At 72.0% G+C, this 17,320-nt stretch carries 13 protein-coding genes; 11 read left to right on the top strand and 2 right to left on the bottom strand.

Translation table 11 applies throughout. The features are described 5' to 3' along the window. Positions 1–13: 13 nt before the first annotated feature. The 4 genes from AC1DPN_RS08180 to AC1DPN_RS08165 all read left to right on the top strand — a co-directional run bounded on the left by AC1DPN_RS08180 (position 14) and on the right by AC1DPN_RS08165 (position 1,612). On the top strand, positions 14–493 hold the full coding sequence (locus tag AC1DPN_RS08180) for a phage tail protein (protein WP_477084236.1): 480 nt from the start codon (positions 14–16) through the stop codon (positions 491–493). Between the two features lie 77 nt (positions 494–570). Next, positions 571–972 (top strand): hypothetical protein, encoded by a 402-nt coding sequence (locus AC1DPN_RS08175; protein WP_477084235.1) that lies wholly within the window; start codon positions 571–573, stop codon positions 970–972. Between the two features lie 9 nt (positions 973–981). Then, positions 982–1,155 (top strand): DUF6760 family protein, encoded by a 174-nt coding sequence (locus AC1DPN_RS08170; protein ID WP_196804605.1) that lies wholly within the window; start codon positions 982–984, stop codon positions 1,153–1,155. Further along, positions 1,148–1,612 carry a phage tail protein gene (locus tag AC1DPN_RS08165; RefSeq protein WP_477084234.1) on the top strand — a complete coding sequence of 155 codons (465 nt, stop codon included), beginning with the start codon at positions 1,148–1,150 and terminating at the stop codon, positions 1,610–1,612. The genes AC1DPN_RS08170 and AC1DPN_RS08165 overlap by 8 nt, the downstream gene beginning before the upstream one ends. 1,132 nt (positions 1,613–2,744) lie before the next feature. Here AC1DPN_RS08165 and AC1DPN_RS08160 read toward each other — a convergent pair. Next, positions 2,745–3,797: a hypothetical protein gene (locus AC1DPN_RS08160; protein ID WP_477084233.1), complete on the bottom strand. Its 1,053-nt coding sequence runs from the start codon at positions 3,795–3,797 to the stop codon at positions 2,745–2,747. Here AC1DPN_RS08160 and AC1DPN_RS08155 point away from each other — a divergent pair. Genes AC1DPN_RS08155 through AC1DPN_RS08125 form a run of 7 tightly spaced genes read left to right on the top strand, consistent with a single transcriptional unit; the run spans position 3,796 to position 11,054 of the window. After that, positions 3,796–5,181, top strand: coding sequence for a hypothetical protein (locus tag AC1DPN_RS08155; RefSeq protein WP_477084232.1), 1,386 nt, complete (start codon positions 3,796–3,798; stop codon positions 5,179–5,181). The two genes, AC1DPN_RS08160 and AC1DPN_RS08155, sit on opposite strands and share 2 nt — an antisense overlap. Continuing rightward, on the top strand, positions 5,181–5,870 hold the full coding sequence (locus AC1DPN_RS08150) for a CIS tube protein (RefSeq protein WP_477084231.1): 690 nt from the start codon (positions 5,181–5,183) through the stop codon (positions 5,868–5,870). Before AC1DPN_RS08155 ends, AC1DPN_RS08150 begins: the two co-directional genes overlap by 1 nt. Continuing rightward, complete coding sequence (locus tag AC1DPN_RS08145) at positions 5,867–7,633, top strand: phage baseplate assembly protein V (RefSeq protein ID WP_477084230.1); 1,767 nt, start codon at positions 5,867–5,869, stop codon at positions 7,631–7,633. Before AC1DPN_RS08150 ends, AC1DPN_RS08145 begins: the two co-directional genes overlap by 4 nt. Then, entirely contained in the window at positions 7,630–8,055 is a 426-nt protein-coding gene (locus AC1DPN_RS08140) for a GPW/gp25 family protein (protein WP_477084229.1), read from the top strand. The genes AC1DPN_RS08145 and AC1DPN_RS08140 overlap by 4 nt, the downstream gene beginning before the upstream one ends. Beyond that, the gene (locus AC1DPN_RS08135) at positions 8,055–10,001 is read left to right on the top strand and encodes a putative baseplate assembly protein (RefSeq protein WP_477084228.1); all 1,947 of its coding nucleotides are present in this window, start codon (positions 8,055–8,057) and stop codon (positions 9,999–10,001) included. Before AC1DPN_RS08140 ends, AC1DPN_RS08135 begins: the two co-directional genes overlap by 1 nt. Positions 10,002–10,011: 10 nt before the next feature. Next, a complete protein-coding gene (locus tag AC1DPN_RS08130) occupies positions 10,012–10,572 on the top strand; it encodes a phage tail protein (protein ID WP_477084227.1) in 561 nt (186 codons plus the stop codon). After that, complete coding sequence (locus tag AC1DPN_RS08125; RefSeq protein WP_477084226.1) at positions 10,569–11,054, top strand: hypothetical protein; 486 nt, start codon at positions 10,569–10,571, stop codon at positions 11,052–11,054. Before AC1DPN_RS08130 ends, AC1DPN_RS08125 begins: the two co-directional genes overlap by 4 nt. Before the next feature lie 108 nt (positions 11,055–11,162). Here the strand turns inward: AC1DPN_RS08125 and AC1DPN_RS08120 are convergent, their stop codons facing one another. Beyond that, entirely contained in the window at positions 11,163–17,264 is a 6,102-nt protein-coding gene (locus AC1DPN_RS08120) for a carboxypeptidase regulatory-like domain-containing protein (protein WP_477084225.1), read from the bottom strand. Positions 17,265–17,320: the final 56 nt, after the last annotated feature.

The raw sequence follows: 17,320 nt of genomic DNA, 5'->3' as shown, positions 1-17,320 counted from the left end.
GAGGAGCATCTAGATGCCAAACGACCTCATTGCCACAGACCCGCTGATCGCCCAGAACTTCTTCCTGGAGATCGACGGCAACGTCGTCACCATCCTTGCGTCCGTGTCCGGTCTCGACGTCGAGATGGAGGTGGCCACCACGCAGCAGGTGGGTAAGGACGGCAAGTCCGTCCAGGTCAAGACCCTCGCCGGCCGCAACAAGGCGCCCGACCTGTCGCTCGTGCGCATGGCGCCGCCGGACTCGACCCAGGACAAGATGTGGGGCTGGTTCAACGACATCTACACCAAGGGCATCCTGCTGTCGGACCGCACCAACAACCGCAAGAACGGGTCGATCGTCATGTACGACTCCACCCACGTCGAGGTTGCGCGGTTCAACTTCACCAACGGCTGGCCGAGCAAGATCTCGACCGACCAGCTGAGCGTCGACTCCAACGACCCGGTGAAGGAGACCATCACCCTCACCATCGAGTCGCTCGCCAGGATCAAGTGACCCTCAAGACCCGCTACGAGTTCACGCTGCCCCGGGGGTATGTGGACCGGGACGGCGGACTCCACCGGGAAGGTGTCATGCGCCTGGCAACGGCGCGTGACGAGCTCGAGCCCCTGCGCGACCCCACGATCAGCGGCCCGGACGACCCGCGGCTGACGATCGTGGTGCTCGCGCGGGTCGTCGAGAAGCTGGGCACGTTGGTCATGGTCACCGCGCACGAGATCGAGGGTCTCTTCGCGGCCGACCTGGCCTACCTGCAGGACTTCTACGGCGTGATCAACTTCGGCTCGCAGGAGGAGTTCGACGAGTTCGTCGCAGCTCAGCAGCAAGCCGGACCTCTGCCCGGGTCGGCTCCGGAGCCTGTGGCTCCGGAGCCGGCTCCGGCCGCCGCTGATTCGTCGTCGGAGACACCCGGGCACACCATCACCTACCGGACCGGTCGCGCGTCGATCGAGGAGATTCCGACCGAGGCACGGTAGGACCGAACGATGCTGCGCTACCCCACCGAGGCGTTGTGGCAGGAGATCGCGTTCCTCGCGTACCACCTGCACTGGCCACTCAACGAGCTGCTCGACCTCGAGCACCTGGACCGGGTCCGGATGGTGCGCGCTGTGTCGGCAATGAACGCTCGAGCGTGGGAGGCGGTGAGAGAGAGTGCCTGAGGAAGCACTGGGTGGCGACGCGCCCGTCGCCACCAACTTCGTGTTCGAGGTGGACGGCGTCGAGATCGGCGCCTTCAAGGAGATCAGCGGCCTGCAGCTCACCGTCACCGAGCACGAGTACGTCGAGGGCGGCCAGAACCAGTACGTCCACAAGCTTCCGGGCGTCATCCGTTGGCCGCACCTCGTCTTCAAGCGCGGCCTGGTGAACTCGGACGCCCTGTTCACCTGGGTGGGCAAGTCCTCCGGCGAGGGGTTCACCGGCGCCCAGAACAAGATCACGCGATCGACCGGTGCGGTGACGGTCATCAGCGGTGATGGCACGCGCCTACGCTCCTGGGAGTTCGAGGGCGTGTTCGCCGTCGCGTGGAGCGGTCCGACACTCAGCGCCGACATGGCCAGCACCCTGTCCGAGACGCTCGAGGTCGCGCACAACGGGTTCCGGGCGAAGACCCTGTGAGCATCGCACCGACATCATCGGAAGACGACCCCCGCACGCGGCTGGGTCGTTCCATCGGCGTGCGCATGCGTCGGCCCGGACCGGTGCTCGGGCACCTTCGTCCGGCCCGCATCGGCTCGGTCGCGTCGTCGTCGGCCCGGTTCTCGGAGGGCTGGGGGCGCTCCGTCGCGGTCCGCCGCTCCCTGGTCGGTCCCGCGGCCTCGATCTCGGTGGGGACCGGACCCGCGAACGTCGCACCGCCGCGCTGGTGGTCCGACGTGTCCGCGGTGCGGTCGACCCACGAGCTCGTCCCGGACGCGCCCGCGCGCCGGGGCCTTCCGCGGATGCTCGAGCGCGTGCCCGACCAGTCCACGTACCGCCCCGGCGGCTCGACGCAACGCCTGGCACCCCAGACGATCCCCGTCCGCGTCTCCGAGGACGTGCGCGCGAGCGGCAAGATGACGATGAGTTCCGACTCGCGGGTCATGCGCTCGCACGTCGCGGCCCGCACAGCCGATCCCCCGGCACGCCCGGGGAACGACGGGGGGTCCGGACGAGCGTCGTCCGCCGTGACCGGTGGCCGGACTCCCTCTGCCGCGACGCTCGCCTCCCGCCCTGTTCCTGCTGGTTCCTCGCTGCCGAGCAGCGCCCCGGCGCCGTCCGGTCGGCTCCTGCGTCGGCGTGCCCTCGCGACCGCCACGGCCGACGCCCGCCGAGCGGCTGCCGTCCCCGCACCCACCCGGTCCGCAGCACGTCCGGCGGCGTCCGCCGCCCCGGTCTCGGGCGCCTCCCGCGCCGGTGTTCCGACGACCGCAGCGTCCGCATCGTCGGCCGGACCCGCCCCGGCCCCGGTCCGGCGCTCGACCCTCTCGACGAGTGCGCCGGCCGCGCCGTCGTCCGCGAGCGCACCGTCCTCGGCGTCGAGCGCGTCGTCGTCATCGACCGCGTCGTCTTCCAGCGCGTCACCGTCTCTCAGCGCGCCGTCGCCTTCCAGTGCGTCATCGACGTCCAGTGCGCCATCGCCCTCTTCCGCACCGTCGTCGTCAACCTCCGCACCATCGCCCTCCGGCCCTGCTGCGCCGACACACAGCGGGACGCCCTCGTCGGCACCGACGGCCGCAACCACCGCCGCGCCGACCGCGGTCGCGTCTGCCTATCCCTCCGGAGTGTCGACCTCGTCGGCCACTCCCCCGCCGGCTGCTGCCGCGCCCGCTCCGTCGTCAGCCACCTCGAGCGCCTCCTCGACCGCACCGACCGGGCCCGCACCGGCGACCGGCATAGCGTCCATGGGCTCTGCCGAGGCTGGCGCGCAGGTCTCGAGCAGCAGTGCCGCAGGTGCGGCGTCCGCCGGATCGCCCGACGCCGCGTCCGCCGCCGGGGTGCCCGCCGCCGCACCGACCATGTCCCTGTTCGCGGGCGCACCCCTCGGGTCCTCCGGCGACGGCCCGATGCCCGCCCCCGCGCACCGGCCGCTGGCCAGCGCGATCCGGCGCACGCTCGCGCGGCCGCTCTTCCGGCCCAACAGCACGCTGACCGACCCGACCCTCCGCGTGCGCCGCTCCGTCGCTCCGACGTCCGCGGCCGTCGCCGCCGTCGGCGCGGACTCGGCGGCCGCCGCAGCCTCCGCGGCCGCGGACTTGGCACGCTCGGCGTCCTCGTCGTCGGCCTCCCGAACTGTTCCGAGCTCGGCCCGCCCGCCGTCGGCACCTGCAGGTACGTCGGGCACAGCCGGTCCGAGCCGCGTCGCCCCGGCCAACCCGACCGGTCCCAACAACTCGGTGCCGGCCGTCCCCGTTCGCACGGCCGGGGCGCCCAGCAGCTCGAGCGGCGCGGCCTCCTCCAGCAGCGGCGGGCCGTCCAGCAGCCCGGGTTCGTCCAGCAGCGCCGGGCCGTCCAGCGCGAGCCCATCCAGCGCGAGCTCATCCAGCGCCAGTTCGTCGAGCGCCGGCCCGTCCAGCGCCAGGACGTCCAGCGCTGGTGCGTCGAGCGGCGCGAGCTCGTCCAGCGGCGCAGGTTCGTCCGGCCCGCTCAGCGCGTCGACGACCAGCGCTCCGTCGCCCGCTTCGGCGGCCTCCACGCCCGCACAGGCCACCACCGCGTCGGCCCCGGCAGCGCCCGGCTCGACTCCTGCGACCACCTCGGCGGCGACACCCGTGCGCCGGTCGCTCGACGCGTCCCACCCGGCCGCGGCCGCTGTCGCTGTCATGCCCGGTACCTCGTCGACCAGCGCGACCGGCGGCCCCGCGAACCTCGATCTCACGAGTGCGGACGCGGGCCTCGCCGGGTACCTGCCGGGAACCGGCCACCGCCGCAGCGGGCACGCCCGCACCCGGGCGTCCGGGCGGGGCCTGGGCATCGAGCGCTCGACGGTCCGCCGCGCCACGCGCATCCCGGGCGGTTCGTCGGCGATCACCGTCGGCGACCACCGCGGCAGCTTCGCACCGCCCACCGCCGCCGCAGCGGTGTACGCGTCGGCGCAGCGGTCGGCGGCAGCGGCGTCGTCCGTCGGCACGCCGGGCTACGCAGCGCAGCCCGGCGCACCGGTCCGGTCGGAGTACGCCGGCCCCGGGGACACGTTGCGCATGATGTCCCCGGTGACCGTCCGCACAGCCGGAAGCGGCACGACCTCGATCCTGTCGGCGTCCGCACCCGTACGCCGCCGGACGACCACGACCCCAGCCACGAGCCCGAGCACGTCGGGCCCGGCGGGCTCGCGTCCGGGCTCAGGCGCCGCAGCCACGGGTCTCGCCGGCTCGTCGCGCCCGTCCGCGAGCGCGGGCACCTCGACGACCTCCCGCGGGCCCGCGAGCGGCGCAGCACAAGGCGGCGTCAGCACCTCCGGCTCGCGAGCGGCCAGCGGGTCACCCTGGTCGAACGGTGTGCCGACGATGAGCCGCGCGGGCGCTGCGACCCCGGGGCTCCCGACGGTGGGCCTCCCACCGGGCGCGGCCGTGCGCCGGTCGACGTCGGTCGGCAAGCCGGCGACCGGCGTCCACTCGACCCGGGGCGGGACAGCTACCGGACGCGGTGCCGGCACGACCGCCTGGGCACCGGGCGCCGCCGCGACCGGCCTGGCGGCCACGATCGGCTCCTGGGAGGCGGCGCCGCCACCTCGACCGGCAAGCGGCGCCAACCCGCCGCGGCTCCCGGAGTCGTGGAGCATGCTTCCGCCGCGGACGGTCGTGCGCCGGTCGCCGGAGGGACCGCCCGTCCCGAGCTCGGCGGCGGCGAACGCCCTGGCCACTCGGACGTCCGGCGGATCACGGACCGCACCCGCACCAACCACCGGCATTCCCGCCGGACCCATGACCTTCGGCGCTCCCGCCGGCTCGCCGCACGTCGTGCGACGCTTCTTCGATGGGGAGGGGGGACCTGACATGAGCGACCTCGACTTCGCCCAGTTCGACAACTCGCAGGTCGACAAGACCATCGGTGTCGGCAAGATCGGCGTCAACGACGTCGGCGTCGCCGGGCCCGACGCCTGGCTCGATGCCGACGGCTTCCGCTGGGCCGTCCTGAGGATCATCGACGAGCGGCTCCGGGAAGAGACCGAGCGCCGCGCGTGGCGTCGCGGGTCGGAGGTGTTCTGATGCCCACCCCACCGCCCCCCGCCGCGCCCGCAGCCCCGTCGAGCCAGAAGGCGTTCCTCGAGACCGAGGACGGCACGCGCGTCGCCTGCCTGTTCAACCCGGCGCAGCTCAAGATCAGCCGCAGCAACGCCTGGGCCGGCGCCGCACTGCCCGGTCGTGGCGTCACGCGCCTGCGCTACACCGGTGCGAACTCGGGCGTCCTGCGGGTCGACCTGTTCTTCGACACCACCGACACGGGAACGGACGTCAGCCTCCACACGGGCAAGATCGTCTCCCTCATGGACGTCGACCCGGCGCTGCCCGGCACCGACGAGTCCAAGCACAGCCAGCGCCCGCCCTACGTGACGTTCCACTGGGGCGACCTGCACTCGTTCAAGGCGGTCATCGCCCAGCTCGAGCTCACCTACACGTACTTCTCGAGCACGGGCATGCCGCTGCGCGCCACGATGGCTCTCGTGATGCGCCAGTACGAGGAGTCCCAGGCGTTCGGCAAGCAGAACCCGACGTCCGGCACCCCGCGGCCGCACCGCGTGCACCGCGTGCAGCCGGGCGAGACCCTCGACCGCATCTCCGCGCAGTACTACGGCGACTCGACCAGGTGGCGCATGCTCGCGACGGCCAACTCGATCGCGGACCCCCTCGCCCTGAAGCCCGGCGCGATGCTGACGATCCCGAAGCTCGACTCATGACGAGCCCGATGCTCGAGTCGGACGCCGTCATCCGGCTCGATATCAAGTCCGAGGGCCAGATGGTCCCCGAGACCCTCCAGATCCGGCGGATCCGCGTGCACCGGGGGCTGCGCACGATCGGACGCGCCACGCTGACGTACCTCGACGACGCCTTCACGGTCGTCGCGTCCGGCATGTTCAACATCGGCAAGAGCATCTCGATCGAGGCCGGGTACGGCGACAAGACCGACCCGGCGTTCGAGGGCAAGGTCACCTCGGTCACCAGCGAGCTGGACTCGTACGGCGGGCTCAGCCTGACCGTGGTGGTGCAGGACGGCGCCTACGAGCTGCTCCGCAACACCGACGTCGAGTCGTTCACGGACATGTCGCTCAAGGACATCGTGTCCCAGCTCGTGCAGACGGCAGGTCTGAGCCTCGGGACGATCGACCTCCCGACCGCGCCCGTGAAGTACGTGCTGCGCAACGACACCGCGCTCGGCATGATCGACGAGATCGCCGAGCGCACCGGACGCGACTGGAGCATCCTCGGCGACAAGTTCTCCATGTGGTCCGCGGCCACGGGCAGCGCCCCGGGCGCCCAGCCCGTCTCCATCACGATGGGGCTGGACGTCCTGTCGTTCTCGGCGCGGCAGGTCGGCGACGGCGCCACCTCGGTGACCGTGCGCGGGTGGGACCCCGTCGCGCAGTCCGCGGTGGTCGGCACGGCCGCCACCCCGACGTCGCGCGCAGGCTTCGACGCGACCACCGGCGGCGGCACCAAGTACACGCGGGTCGACGCCCGGGCGGCGACCACGTCGCAGACGGAGGCCACCGTCGCCGCCACGGCGATCGCCGCGCGCACCGGACGTGTCACCGCGGAGGGCGAGTGCCAGTACACGGCCCTGCTCGTGCCCGGGGGCCGGCTGACGGTCAACGGAGCCGGTCCGTCGAACGGGAACTACTACATCCGCGAGGTCGACAACACGTGGATGGACGGCAACGCGATCTCGCGGTTCGTCGTCGGTGACCGCGACCCGGTGCAGCTGTCGGACCCGTGGGAGAAGTCCTCGCCGGTGTCGAGCTTCCGGCGCAGCGGGCTCGCCGTGGGGATCGTCGACAACATCAAGGACCCCGACGGCCTGGGCCGGGTGCGCGTCTCGCTGAGCACCGCGTCCGACCAGCTCTCCAGCGCGTGGGCCCGCGTGCTCGCCATGGGCGCCGGGGCGAAGCGTGGCCAGGTCGTCATCCCCGAGGTCGGCGACGAGGTGCTCCTCGGGTTCGAGGACGACGACGTCACGCGTCCCGTGGTGCTCGGGGGCCTGTACGGCAACAAGTCGACCACGCCCACGGCCGAGGCGGTCGACCAGAACGGCGCCGTCGTGACCCGCGCGATCACCTCGCGCCTCGGTCACACGCTGACCATGAGCGACGGCACGACGCCGGCCACCCAGCACGTCGAGCTGGCCCTGGCCGGGCTCGACCACTCGCTGCGGATCGGCAAGGACCGCGCCGACCTCAAGGTGCCGGCGGGCGTCCCGCTGAAGATCGCGGTCGGCTCGGCGTCCATCGAGTTCGACGGCAACGGCGGCATCACGATCGACGCCACGAAGGTCACCATCAAGGCGACCAGCAAGGTCGCCGTGAGCGGAGTGGACGTCGAGGCCACGGCGACCAACGGGCTCAAGCTGCAGGGCACGCAGGCCTCCCTCAAGGGCACCGCGATGGGCACGGTCGAGGCCGGCGGCGTGCTCTCCGTCAAGGGATCGCTGGTGCAGATCAATTGAGCGAGCTAGCGCCCAGCGCCCCCACGTCAGACTTCGTCGGCCGCGGCTTCGCGTGGCCCATGGGGGTCGACCACACAGGCTCGATCGCACTGACCCGACAGGGCGGCGACCTCGAGGACTCGATCCGCATGGTCCTGCTCACCGCACCCGGCGAGCGGCTCATGCGCCCGCAGTTCGGCTGCCGCATCTGGGACCTGCTGTTCGAGCCCGTCAACGCCAACCTGCTCGGGCTCATCAGCCAGGCCGTCCGTGACGCGCTGGCCCAGTGGGAGCCGCGGATCGAGGTCGACTCGGTCACGCCCGTGCAGGACGACACGAGCTCCGGACTGGTCCGGATCGCCATCGCCTACCGGGTCCGCGCGACGAACGACAAGCGCAACCTGGTGTACCCCTTCTACGTGATCCCCCGCGAGGACGCCTGATGCCGCTCGACCCGCCGAACCTCGACGACCGCTCCTTCCAGGACATCGTCGACGAGACCAAGCGCCTGATCCCGCGGTTCACCCCCGAGTGGACCAACCACAACGTGTCCGACCCGGGCGTCGCCCTGATCGAGCTGTTCGCCTGGATGAGCGAGATGGTGCTCTACCGCATCAACCAGGTGCCCGACCGGATGTACGTCGAGTTCCTCAACCTGGTCGGCATCGAGCCGTTCCCGCCCGCGGTCGCGGACACCGACCTCACGTTCTGGCTGTCCGCCCCCGCCGAGCGCATCGTGCGGGTGCCCACCGGCACCGAGGTCTCGACGGCGCTCGGTGACGCCGACGCCATCGTCTTCAGCACGTCGGATGAGGGTGTCGTCGGTCCCCCGCAGCTCGTCGCCGCCTGCACGTCCGACGCGGACCTCGTCGCGACGAACGACGTCTGGGAGGACCTGACGCTCCCCGGCCAGTCGGCCACGTGCTTCCCGTCGGACCCGCTGCGCGAGGGCGACGCCCTGTACCTGGGCACCCGCGAGTCGCTGGGCGGCTACGCGGTGCGCCTCGACCTGGCCGCGCACGCCGAGGGCATCGGCGTCGACCCGCTGAACGCTCCGCTCGCCTGGGAGGCCTGGAACGGTGCGGCGTGGATCCGCACGATCGTCGAGTCCGACGGCACCGGTGGCCTGAACAAGCCCGGCTCCGTCGTGCTGCTGGTGCCCCAGCGACACGAGCCGCTGATGCTCGGCGGGACGCTGGCGCACTGGCTGCGCGTCAAGCTGCTCCGGCCGCAGCCGGGCCAGCCCACCTACCAGGCGTCGCCGCGGATCGCCGGTATCGCACTGCACGCCATCGGCATCACCGTGCCCGCCGAGCACGCGCGCGCCGAACCCGCCGAGATGCTCGGCCGGTCCACGGGTGTGGCCGCGCAGGTGTTCCGGGTGGCCGTGTCCCCCGTGGCCGAGCGGCGCGGCGACGAGCACGTGTTCGTCGTCGACCGCCGTGGCACGCAGGTGTGGACCGAGGTACCGGACTTCTCCGCGTCCGGTCCGCACGACCTGCACGTGGTCTGGGACTCGAACACGGGCGAGGTCCGCTTCGGCCCCTCCGTCCGGCACCCCGACGGCCACGCCCGCCAGCACGGTGCGATCCCGCGCGACGGTGCCGAGATCCGGGTCTCCGGGTACCGCAGCGGCGGCGGGGCCGGCGGCAACGTCGGCGTGCGCACCCTCACGGCGCTGCGCACCGCGCTGCCCTTCATCGCCTCGGTCACCAACCTGCTCCCGGCCAGGGGCGGCGTCGACGCCGAGACCCCGTCCGAGGCCAAGATCCGCGGACCGCTCACCCTGCGCACCGGCCAGCGGGCCGTGACCGCGTCCGACTTCGAGGCGATCGCCCGGCAGGCCTCGGTCGAGGTCGCCCGCGCCCGCTGCCTGCCCGCCACGCACACCGGCTCCTCGGTGGTCCGGGTCCTCGTCGTCCCCCGGCTCGAGTCCGACCCGCGCGTGCACAAGATCGACGACTTCGCGCTGTCGCCCGAGCTGTTCGAAGCCGTGAAGACCTCCCTGAACCTGCGCCGGATGGTCGGCGTCCCGCTCGAGCTCGGCACTCCGTACTACCAGGGCGTGAGCGTCGCCGCGCTGATCAGGTCCCTGCCCGCTCGCCCGGCACAGATGGTCCGTCAGCGGGTGGTCGACCAGCTGACCCGGTTCGTGCACCCGCTCACCGGCGGTACGGACGGCGCCGGCTGGCCTTTCGACGCCCCGCTCACCTCGACGGCCGTGACCCAGGTGATCGAGTCCGTCGAGGGCGTCCTGGCCGTCGACGAGCTCCAGCTGTTCGAGTACGACCTGCGCACCGGCCGGCGCGTCGGCGGCGGTCGCGAGTCCATCCCGCTCGCCGAGCACGCCCTGTTCCTGTCGGCGGACCACCGGGTGGTCGTCCGATGAGGCGCCTGCCGTGAGCCGGCACGACGACTGGCTCCTCAACCAGCTCCCCGCCGGGATGCTCGGGGAGGCCTTCTTCGTGCGGTTCGTGCGCATCTTCCAGGAGCAGGCGGGCACGCTGCTCGCGCACGCCGACAACCTGCCCTACCTCGCGGACCGCACGATCACTCCGCTCGCGATGGTCCGCTGGATGGGCCAGTGGCTCGGGCTCGACGGCATCGACGACTCGTTCTCGGAGCCCCTGCAGCGGCAGATCCTCGCGACCGCGGGTGCGACCCTGCAGTGGCGCGGCACGACCAGGGGTCTGCAGATGCTGCTCGAGCTCTTCTCGGGCGGACCGGTGACGGTCAGCGAGGGAGGCGGAGTCTTCGAGCCCGGAACCGCGCCGATCGGTCCCGCCTGGGTGGTCATGGAGGTACAGTCCACCGGGCTCCTCGAGGAGCCGGCTTTCCTCCAGCTCGTCCTGGACGAGGTGCCCGCGCACGTGCACGCTGAGGTCTGGGTCGGGGCGCGCCGAGCGTGGCCCCTGCCGCAGAGGCTCGGCGAAGGACATACCGAAGGGGTGGCGTCATGACCGACGTGATCGGGTCTGCGACCGGCGACTCGCTGGTGCTCGCATGCCCGGAGTGCGGCACGGTGTCGACCGTCCACGCCGACCGTCGCCTGGCCACCGACTTCTGCCCGACGTGCGACTACCCGTTGTTCTGGGCCCGCCCGTCCTCCAGCGCGCTGGCGGACGACGGTTCGTCCGACGACGCCTTGCGCCGCGCACCCGGTGCCTCCGGCAACGCGGCCCCGGCGACGCTCGCGTGCCCCGCGTGTGCCGAGCTCAACGTGCCGACGTCCGTCCCCGGCGCCCGCTGCGTCCGCTGCGGCTCCCTCATGGACCCGCCTCCGCCGCCCCCGCCGCCGCCCCTGCCCGAGCCGGCACCCGCACCGGTGGTCATCGTGCAGACGGTGGTGGAACCCTGCGTGCACCCACCCACCTGGCTCGTCGTGCTCGACACGGCGATCTTCTCGGTGGGGCTCACGCTGATGCTCGTCTGGCTGTTCTGACACCGTCGGAATCCTGACGCCCTCGGCGTCGGGCTTTCACCGACGCCCCGCGTCGAGCACGGCCGGCGCCGTGGGATCCCACGGCGCCGGTCGGCGTCTGTCCCCTGCTCAGCCGGTGCCGGTGACGTCGACCTTGTCGCTGGTCGACGGGATCCAGGTCGTGGTGCTGAGGTCGGTCTTGGCGTAGATCTTGGTGTCGGCCTTCGGCTGCGTGAAGGTGCACACGGCCGTCCCCGACGCCGTCACTGTCCGGTTGCCACACCCGGAGACCGCCGAGTTGTCGTCCCAGAAGAAGTCCACCCGTCCGCCCGTCGTGCTGGGCGTGATGGTCGCGGTGACCGTGGTCGTGACGGGGCCCGGAGAGAGGGCGATCTGGGTCGGTGTCCTGACCGTCACCGTGAACGACGGAGTGCTCGAGGAGGGGAGCCAGACCCCGGCACCCTCGTACGCCACCCGCAGCGTGACCGTGCCCGTCCCCCAGGCATCGTCGACCGGGGCGGTCAGTGCCTGCTTCGACCCGTCCGCGACCGCGGTGCTACCGACGGGCGTCCAGCCGTTCGGAGCGCTGGACAGCCACTCCAGCTGGAGGTTCCCACCGGTGACGGTCCCCGTGCCGGTCGTCGGCGCGACCTGCCCGGAGGCGTGGAACGTCCCGCCCGGGTCCACGGTGGTGTCGGCGTCCGAACCGGTCGTCGTCGTCGCCCGTCCCACGACGTCGAGCTTGACCAGCTTGTACGAGTCGGTGGCCGCGATCGTGCCGCCTGTGACGGTGACCGGGTAGGGGTTCCCTGTCGGGGCGGCGATGACCGTCGTGGCCGCCGCCGGCACGAAGACCACGGTGTCGCCACCGCCGACGAACGCGACCACGTCGTAGCTGGTCGCTGTCGCACCCGTGCCCTGCTTGATCTGCGCCGTCACGGTCGTCGGACCGGGTGTGAGGGTCGTCGTCGCACGCAGAGCGATCTGGGTCTCCGTGACGGAGACCAGAGCCGGGATGGGGACCGGGTCAACCCCTGGGTCGGGTGCGACCACGTCTACCGAGCCCGTGGTCGTCCCGAGGTGCCCGGACGGTCCGGAGACGCTGATACCCCACAAGCCCACGGCCGGAACCTGGTTGAACGTGGTGCTGTAGGTGTTCGCCCCGGGCGCCGTGCGGACGACGGGCTGTGCGGCCGGCCCGACGGTCCCCGCGTGGGCTATCGACACCAGCGCGCCGGACAGGTCGGTGCCTCGCTCGGACCTGACCGTCACGACGACCTGCCGCGTGACGTCCTGCAGCACGAGGTCGACCACCAGTCCTTGCCCCGCGAGGACCTTCACCGTGCGGCTGATCGACGGCCCGTTCACGATCGATGTCGAGACCTGGTAGATGCCCGCCGGAACGGACGGGAACTCGTAGTGGCCTTGGCTGTCCGCGGTGACGAACTTCTCCGTGGCCCCCACCTCCGTGGACTTGAGCCCGACCTTGGCGCCCGGGACCACCGTGGTCCCACCCGTCGCCGCCTGACGCAGGACCACGCCCTGGACCGACCCCGCGGGGGTGGTGATCGGGACGGTGATCTGCTTGAGCTCACCGGGCGCGACCACGACGGGAAGCGTCAGCGGTGAGTAGCCGCCGCCCGAGATGCTCAGGTTGTAGGTCAGTGGCAGGACACCCTTGAAGATGTAGAGCCCGCTGGCGCCCGAGCAGCCGGGCGCGACGATCCCCGGGTAGCAGTCTGCGGGCCTGGACACCTCGTTGACCGCGTCGCGGTAGGTGATCTGCATGTCGAGGAAGTCAACCTCTTGCTGCCCCTTGGGCTTCTCGCCGTCGACCGCGAAGACCTGGAGGTCGCCGAGGTCCGCCTGCATCTCGATGGGCGGGGACGGGTCGCCGGGAAGGAGGCCGGGGAGCCCGATCTCGAGGGCGGACGGCGGAGAGACGCTCTCCACGACCGGGACGTCGATCGCGCTGGCGCCGTCGGAGTGTCCCGGAGCCGTGGTGGTGATGCTCCAGGCGCCCTCGTTCAGTCCGTACCTCTCGGCGGTGCCCGTGACCCGGAAGGCGCCCTCGGCGTCCGTCACGCCGGTGAAGGTCTCGCCGCCGACCTGCTTCACGGTCACTCGGGCGCCAGGCAGGTCCTCGGTCCAGCCCACCGTCAGCCTGGACTTGACGACCCCGTGGACCGCACCCAGCTTGACCAGGTCCACGTGCTCAGGAGCCTCAGTGGTCTGACCCGAGGCGACGTTGACATCGGCGGTCGTCCCTCGATACCCCGGCGCCTTCACGGCGATCTTGTACAGGCCCTTGGGCAGGTCGCCGAAGTCGACGAACGTGTCGCCCGGGTGCGCCTCGATCTGCTGGGTCAGGCCGCCCGGCAGCGACAGCGTCATGGTCGCGCCGGTGATACCGACCGTCGGGGTCTGGAGCGTCATGGCGTGGACGCGAAGGAAGCCGAACTTCCTCATGGTGAACGTGATGGGCGCCATGGCGGTGTCCGGGGCGTCGCTGGGCTCGATGGTGAAGTTTGCCGGCTCCTTGTCGTAGCCGGGCAGCGTCGCGGTCAGCTCGTACCGGCCGGGCAGGATCAGGGTGGCGCCGTTCGTGCCGTCGGCAGGCTGCTTCGTGTCCGTCCAGATCACCGTCGGCGTGCCGTTGACCACCGCTGCGGTGAGGGAGACCTCGCCTGTCCCCGGCGGAGCGCTCAGGACGTCGAAGCGGACGTCGGCGAGCGTCGTCTCGACGTCTCCGGGAAGGAGCGCGGGATCGAAGGCGACCGTGCCGTGGAACTTGACGCCCTTGGGGGTGAGCATGATGGTCGAGAGCGAGTCGACCGGGACGTCGTTGGCCCGGTACTCCTCGAAGGCGGGGTGGGTGACGCGCACGTCGACCTGCTTGCCGATGAGCCTGAGCCTGGTCGGCGCCGGCTTGCCCGGGCACCCGTCGATGGTGACGCAGAGCGTCCACAGGCCGCCCGGGGATGTGGTGACCGCGTCCGGGACGCCGGTGCTGCGCACCGGGTCCAGATTGACGTACCCCGTCGTGCCCGTGACCTGGACGGTGGCGAGCGGGACCGGCAACGACGTCCCGGCAGACCGCTGGTACTTGACGGCGCCGTCCACGTTGTTCGTGAGCAACGTCGTGACGACCATCTGGACCGTGATCTCCTGGTTCAGTCCGATCGCGACGTGCCGCGTCGCCGTGCCCGACGTCCCGCTGGACGTGACAACGAGGTCGCCGTTCGGCGCGAGCCCGCGGATCTGCGCGGACCCGGTCGCGTCCGTGACGGCAGTGGGGGGTGGCGGGACCAGCTGGGACGGTGGGTTGGTCGTGACCGTCGCGCGCACGTCCGGGGTGAGCTGCGGAGAGCCGTCGGACTTCATCACGACCACGTTGAGCACGCCGTACCGGTCGAGTATCGCGTCGAAGCGTCGCGACGAGCCGGGCACCAGCGAGACCGCGCCCTTCTCCGGCGGCAGGAACTCGCTGCCCGCAGATGGCAGGACCCACACGTCGTAGGTGCCCGCCTGCAGGCGGTTGATGGCGAACGAGCCGTTGGTGCCGAGGAACGAGCATCCGTTCACGGGCACGATCGTGCAGACCTTGTCCCCGACCGGCCCCGTCTCGGTGCACGGACCGGTGGGCTTCACGCCGGGCACCCCGGTCACCGACTTGACCGCGACCACGCAGGTCGTGTCCGTCGACGGCAACGTGCCCACGCGCGCCTGCACGGTGCCGACGATCGACGGCGACTGCTCCAGGGCGACGGGTGCGGCGTCGACCACCTGGCCCATGGGCACCGTGACGTTGACGTGACCGGACTCGTAGCCCGGCGCCGAGATCGTCAACCGGTAGAAGCCCGGGAGCAGCCCCGAGCTGATCTTCTTGTCCGGGAAGGTGTAGTCGCTGTCGGGATCCCCGTGGGGCACGCTCACCGTGGACTTGATGCCCGTCACCGGGTCCTTGACCTCGGCGGAGATGGTGATGATGCAGGGCTCGCCCTTCGGGCCGTCCGGGCAGGTGATCTGGCCACCGGTGCTGGCGTCGTGCACGCTGCCGCGGATGAATGACGAGGCCTTGATGCCGTCACCGGGGACGATCGGAAGCACCAGGTCGACGGTCGCCGAGCCACCGCTGACGACGGTGACCTGTGACGACGCGGGTTCGTGGCCGAAGGCGACCGCCGTCAGCACGTACTCGCCGGGCGCGATGCCGCTGAAGCGGAACGTCCCGTCGGCGTCGGACGCGGACATCGTCTTGTACGTCCCGGCGGGCCCGTCGAGCACCAGCCCGACCGCAGCGATGCCGTGGCCACCCGGTTCGGTGACCGTGCCCTGAACGGTTCCGCCGATGCTGGTCATCGCGATGTCGAGCGGGGAGATCCCGGCGGACGTCAGGTCGATCTGGCGCGTCTGGGTGGCGTACCCGTCGCCGGAGACCGTGACCGTGTACGAGGCGGGCACAGGCAGGTCGGGCAGGACGAAGGTTCCTGCGCGGTCGCCGGTGACCGTCGTGGCCGTCCGGGTGATCTCGCCCGCGCTCGCGGTGATGGTGAGGCCGCCGAGGCCACCGAACCCACCGAGCGAGTCGATGCCGCGAGCGGTGCCCGACAGCGTGGCGACGCCGGGGCGCAGGGCGAGGTCGACGGTGCGCTTCCCGGCGGCACCGAGCGTCACGAGGGTCGACTGGGCGCCCAGCTTGTCCCCGCTCGCGCTGACCAGGTACGTGCTCGGCGTCGACAGGCCGTCGACCTCCCAGTAGCCGACCCGGCCGCTCGTCGCGGTCCGGGTGGTCACCGTGGTGGTGCCGTCGGAGAGGGTCACCTCGACTCCGCCGACAGCGCCCGCCGGTCCGGTGATCCGGCCCGACATCGTGCCCTTGCCGGGCACCATCGCGAGCTTCATCGGCGCGGCAGCGGCCTGGGCGCCCGTGACGAGGAACCGTTGGGTCTGGTACCCGGGCTTGGCCAGCACGATGAGGTAGCGGGCCGTCGGGGACAGGTCCGCGAACGCCCAGACGCCGTTGTCCTCGGTCACCGTGCTGCGTCGCTGGGAGATCTGGTCGGTGCGCTCGACGGGCAGGCTGGTCGACAGGACCTTGCCGGCGCCGGCCGGCTTCCTGCCGGTGCCGAGGACCGCGGTGACGATCGCGCGGTCGGGGTCCGCTAGCGCTGTGACCGCCTTCTCGATCCCGGCGGCCGTCGCGGGCGGCGTGGCCGACGTGCTGCTCGTGGTCGAGAGCGCGGACGCCGGCTGGACGGAGACGACCACGCCCGACGGCTCCGAGCCGGTGACGAGGCCGGAGACGCGGACGTCGGGGGCGGCCTGCGCGCCGTCGGCGCCCGCCTGCGGGTCGGAGCCTGAGCCATCGGTCCCGGTCCCGCCACCGTTCCCGTCGGTGCCGCTCGTCGGCGGAGGCGTCGGCGCGGTGGCGGTCTTGTCGCTGTCGGAGAACTGGTCGGAGACCCAGGGCAGGACCGCGAGCACCCCGACCACCCAGAGCACCGCGACCATGGTGAGCGCGACGAACCGCAGGAGCGCAGGGGTGAACACGGCTCGCAGCGACACGGTTCCGTCGAACCGCTGCGGCGCCCGGGCCCCCGTCGCTGTGACGTGGAAGGCCGTCCGGCGCGCGTGGCCGACGATGCGCGGACGCGTCGCACGGAGGCTGCCCGGGATCCGCACCGTCTGGTGCGGACCCACGTCGAGGTCGCCGTCCTCGAGGTCGACCATGAGCTCGGAGTCGCCTGCCGCGTCCAGCCGGACCCGCACCGGCTGGTCGCCGGTGTTGGCCAGGACGACCTGGACCTTGCGGCGCCGGAGCGCCTGGGAGTCCGCGGGCTCGACCGTCAGCACGAGGTCGCTCACGCCGTCGATGCGCAGGCTGCCGTCGGCGATCGTGGTGGCGGGAGCGCCTGCCGTGGTGGAGGGCGCGGTGCTCGCCTCGACGGACACGACGAACGGGTAGTCGCCCGGCGCCGCCCCGACGGGAGGCATCAGGGTCAGCTCGAAGGTCGCCGTGGCGTCCGCAGGCACGCCCGGGACGGCGACAGGGGTGGGGAGCCACGAACCCTCGAGGCCGACGACGGACACCCGGAAGTCCTGGGCCTGCCCGGAGATGTTGCGGGCGTGCACCCGGAGGACGGCGTCCTGACCTGCGGACGCGTGCGAGCCAGGCTCGACGAGCACGCTCGGCGAGCCCTGCGCGGTGCGTTGCGGAGCGACGGCCACTGGTCCGGTCCTCTCAGGGGTTCTCTATGTAGTCGGTACGCCAAGGCCCATTGCTG

Source organism: Cellulomonas sp. P4_H4, assembly GCF_056400865.1.
Note: the sequence above shows the minus strand (reverse complement) of the source record. Positions and strands in the feature narration are given on the sequence as shown.

Bases quoted from the DNA above. Each gene is read 5' to 3' on its own strand.
- AC1DPN_RS08180 (WP_477084236.1), top strand. From the start codon at position 14: ATGCCAAACGACCTCATTGCCACAGACCCGCTGATCGCCCAGAACTTC.
- AC1DPN_RS08175 (WP_477084235.1), top strand. From the start codon at position 571: ATGCGCCTGGCAACGGCGCGTGACGAGCTCGAGCCCCTGCGCGACCCC.
- AC1DPN_RS08170 (WP_196804605.1), top strand. From the start codon at position 982: ATGCTGCGCTACCCCACCGAGGCGTTGTGGCAGGAGATCGCGTTCCTC.
- AC1DPN_RS08155 (WP_477084232.1), top strand. From the start codon at position 3,796: ATGCCCGGTACCTCGTCGACCAGCGCGACCGGCGGCCCCGCGAACCTC.
- AC1DPN_RS08160 (WP_477084233.1), bottom strand. From the start codon at position 3,797: ATGACAGCGACAGCGGCCGCGGCCGGGTGGGACGCGTCGAGCGACCGG.
- AC1DPN_RS08150 (WP_477084231.1), top strand. From the start codon at position 5,181: ATGCCCACCCCACCGCCCCCCGCCGCGCCCGCAGCCCCGTCGAGCCAG.
- AC1DPN_RS08145 (WP_477084230.1), top strand. From the start codon at position 5,867: ATGACGAGCCCGATGCTCGAGTCGGACGCCGTCATCCGGCTCGATATC.
- AC1DPN_RS08135 (WP_477084228.1), top strand. From the start codon at position 8,055: ATGCCGCTCGACCCGCCGAACCTCGACGACCGCTCCTTCCAGGACATC.
- AC1DPN_RS08125 (WP_477084226.1), top strand. From the start codon at position 10,569: ATGACCGACGTGATCGGGTCTGCGACCGGCGACTCGCTGGTGCTCGCA.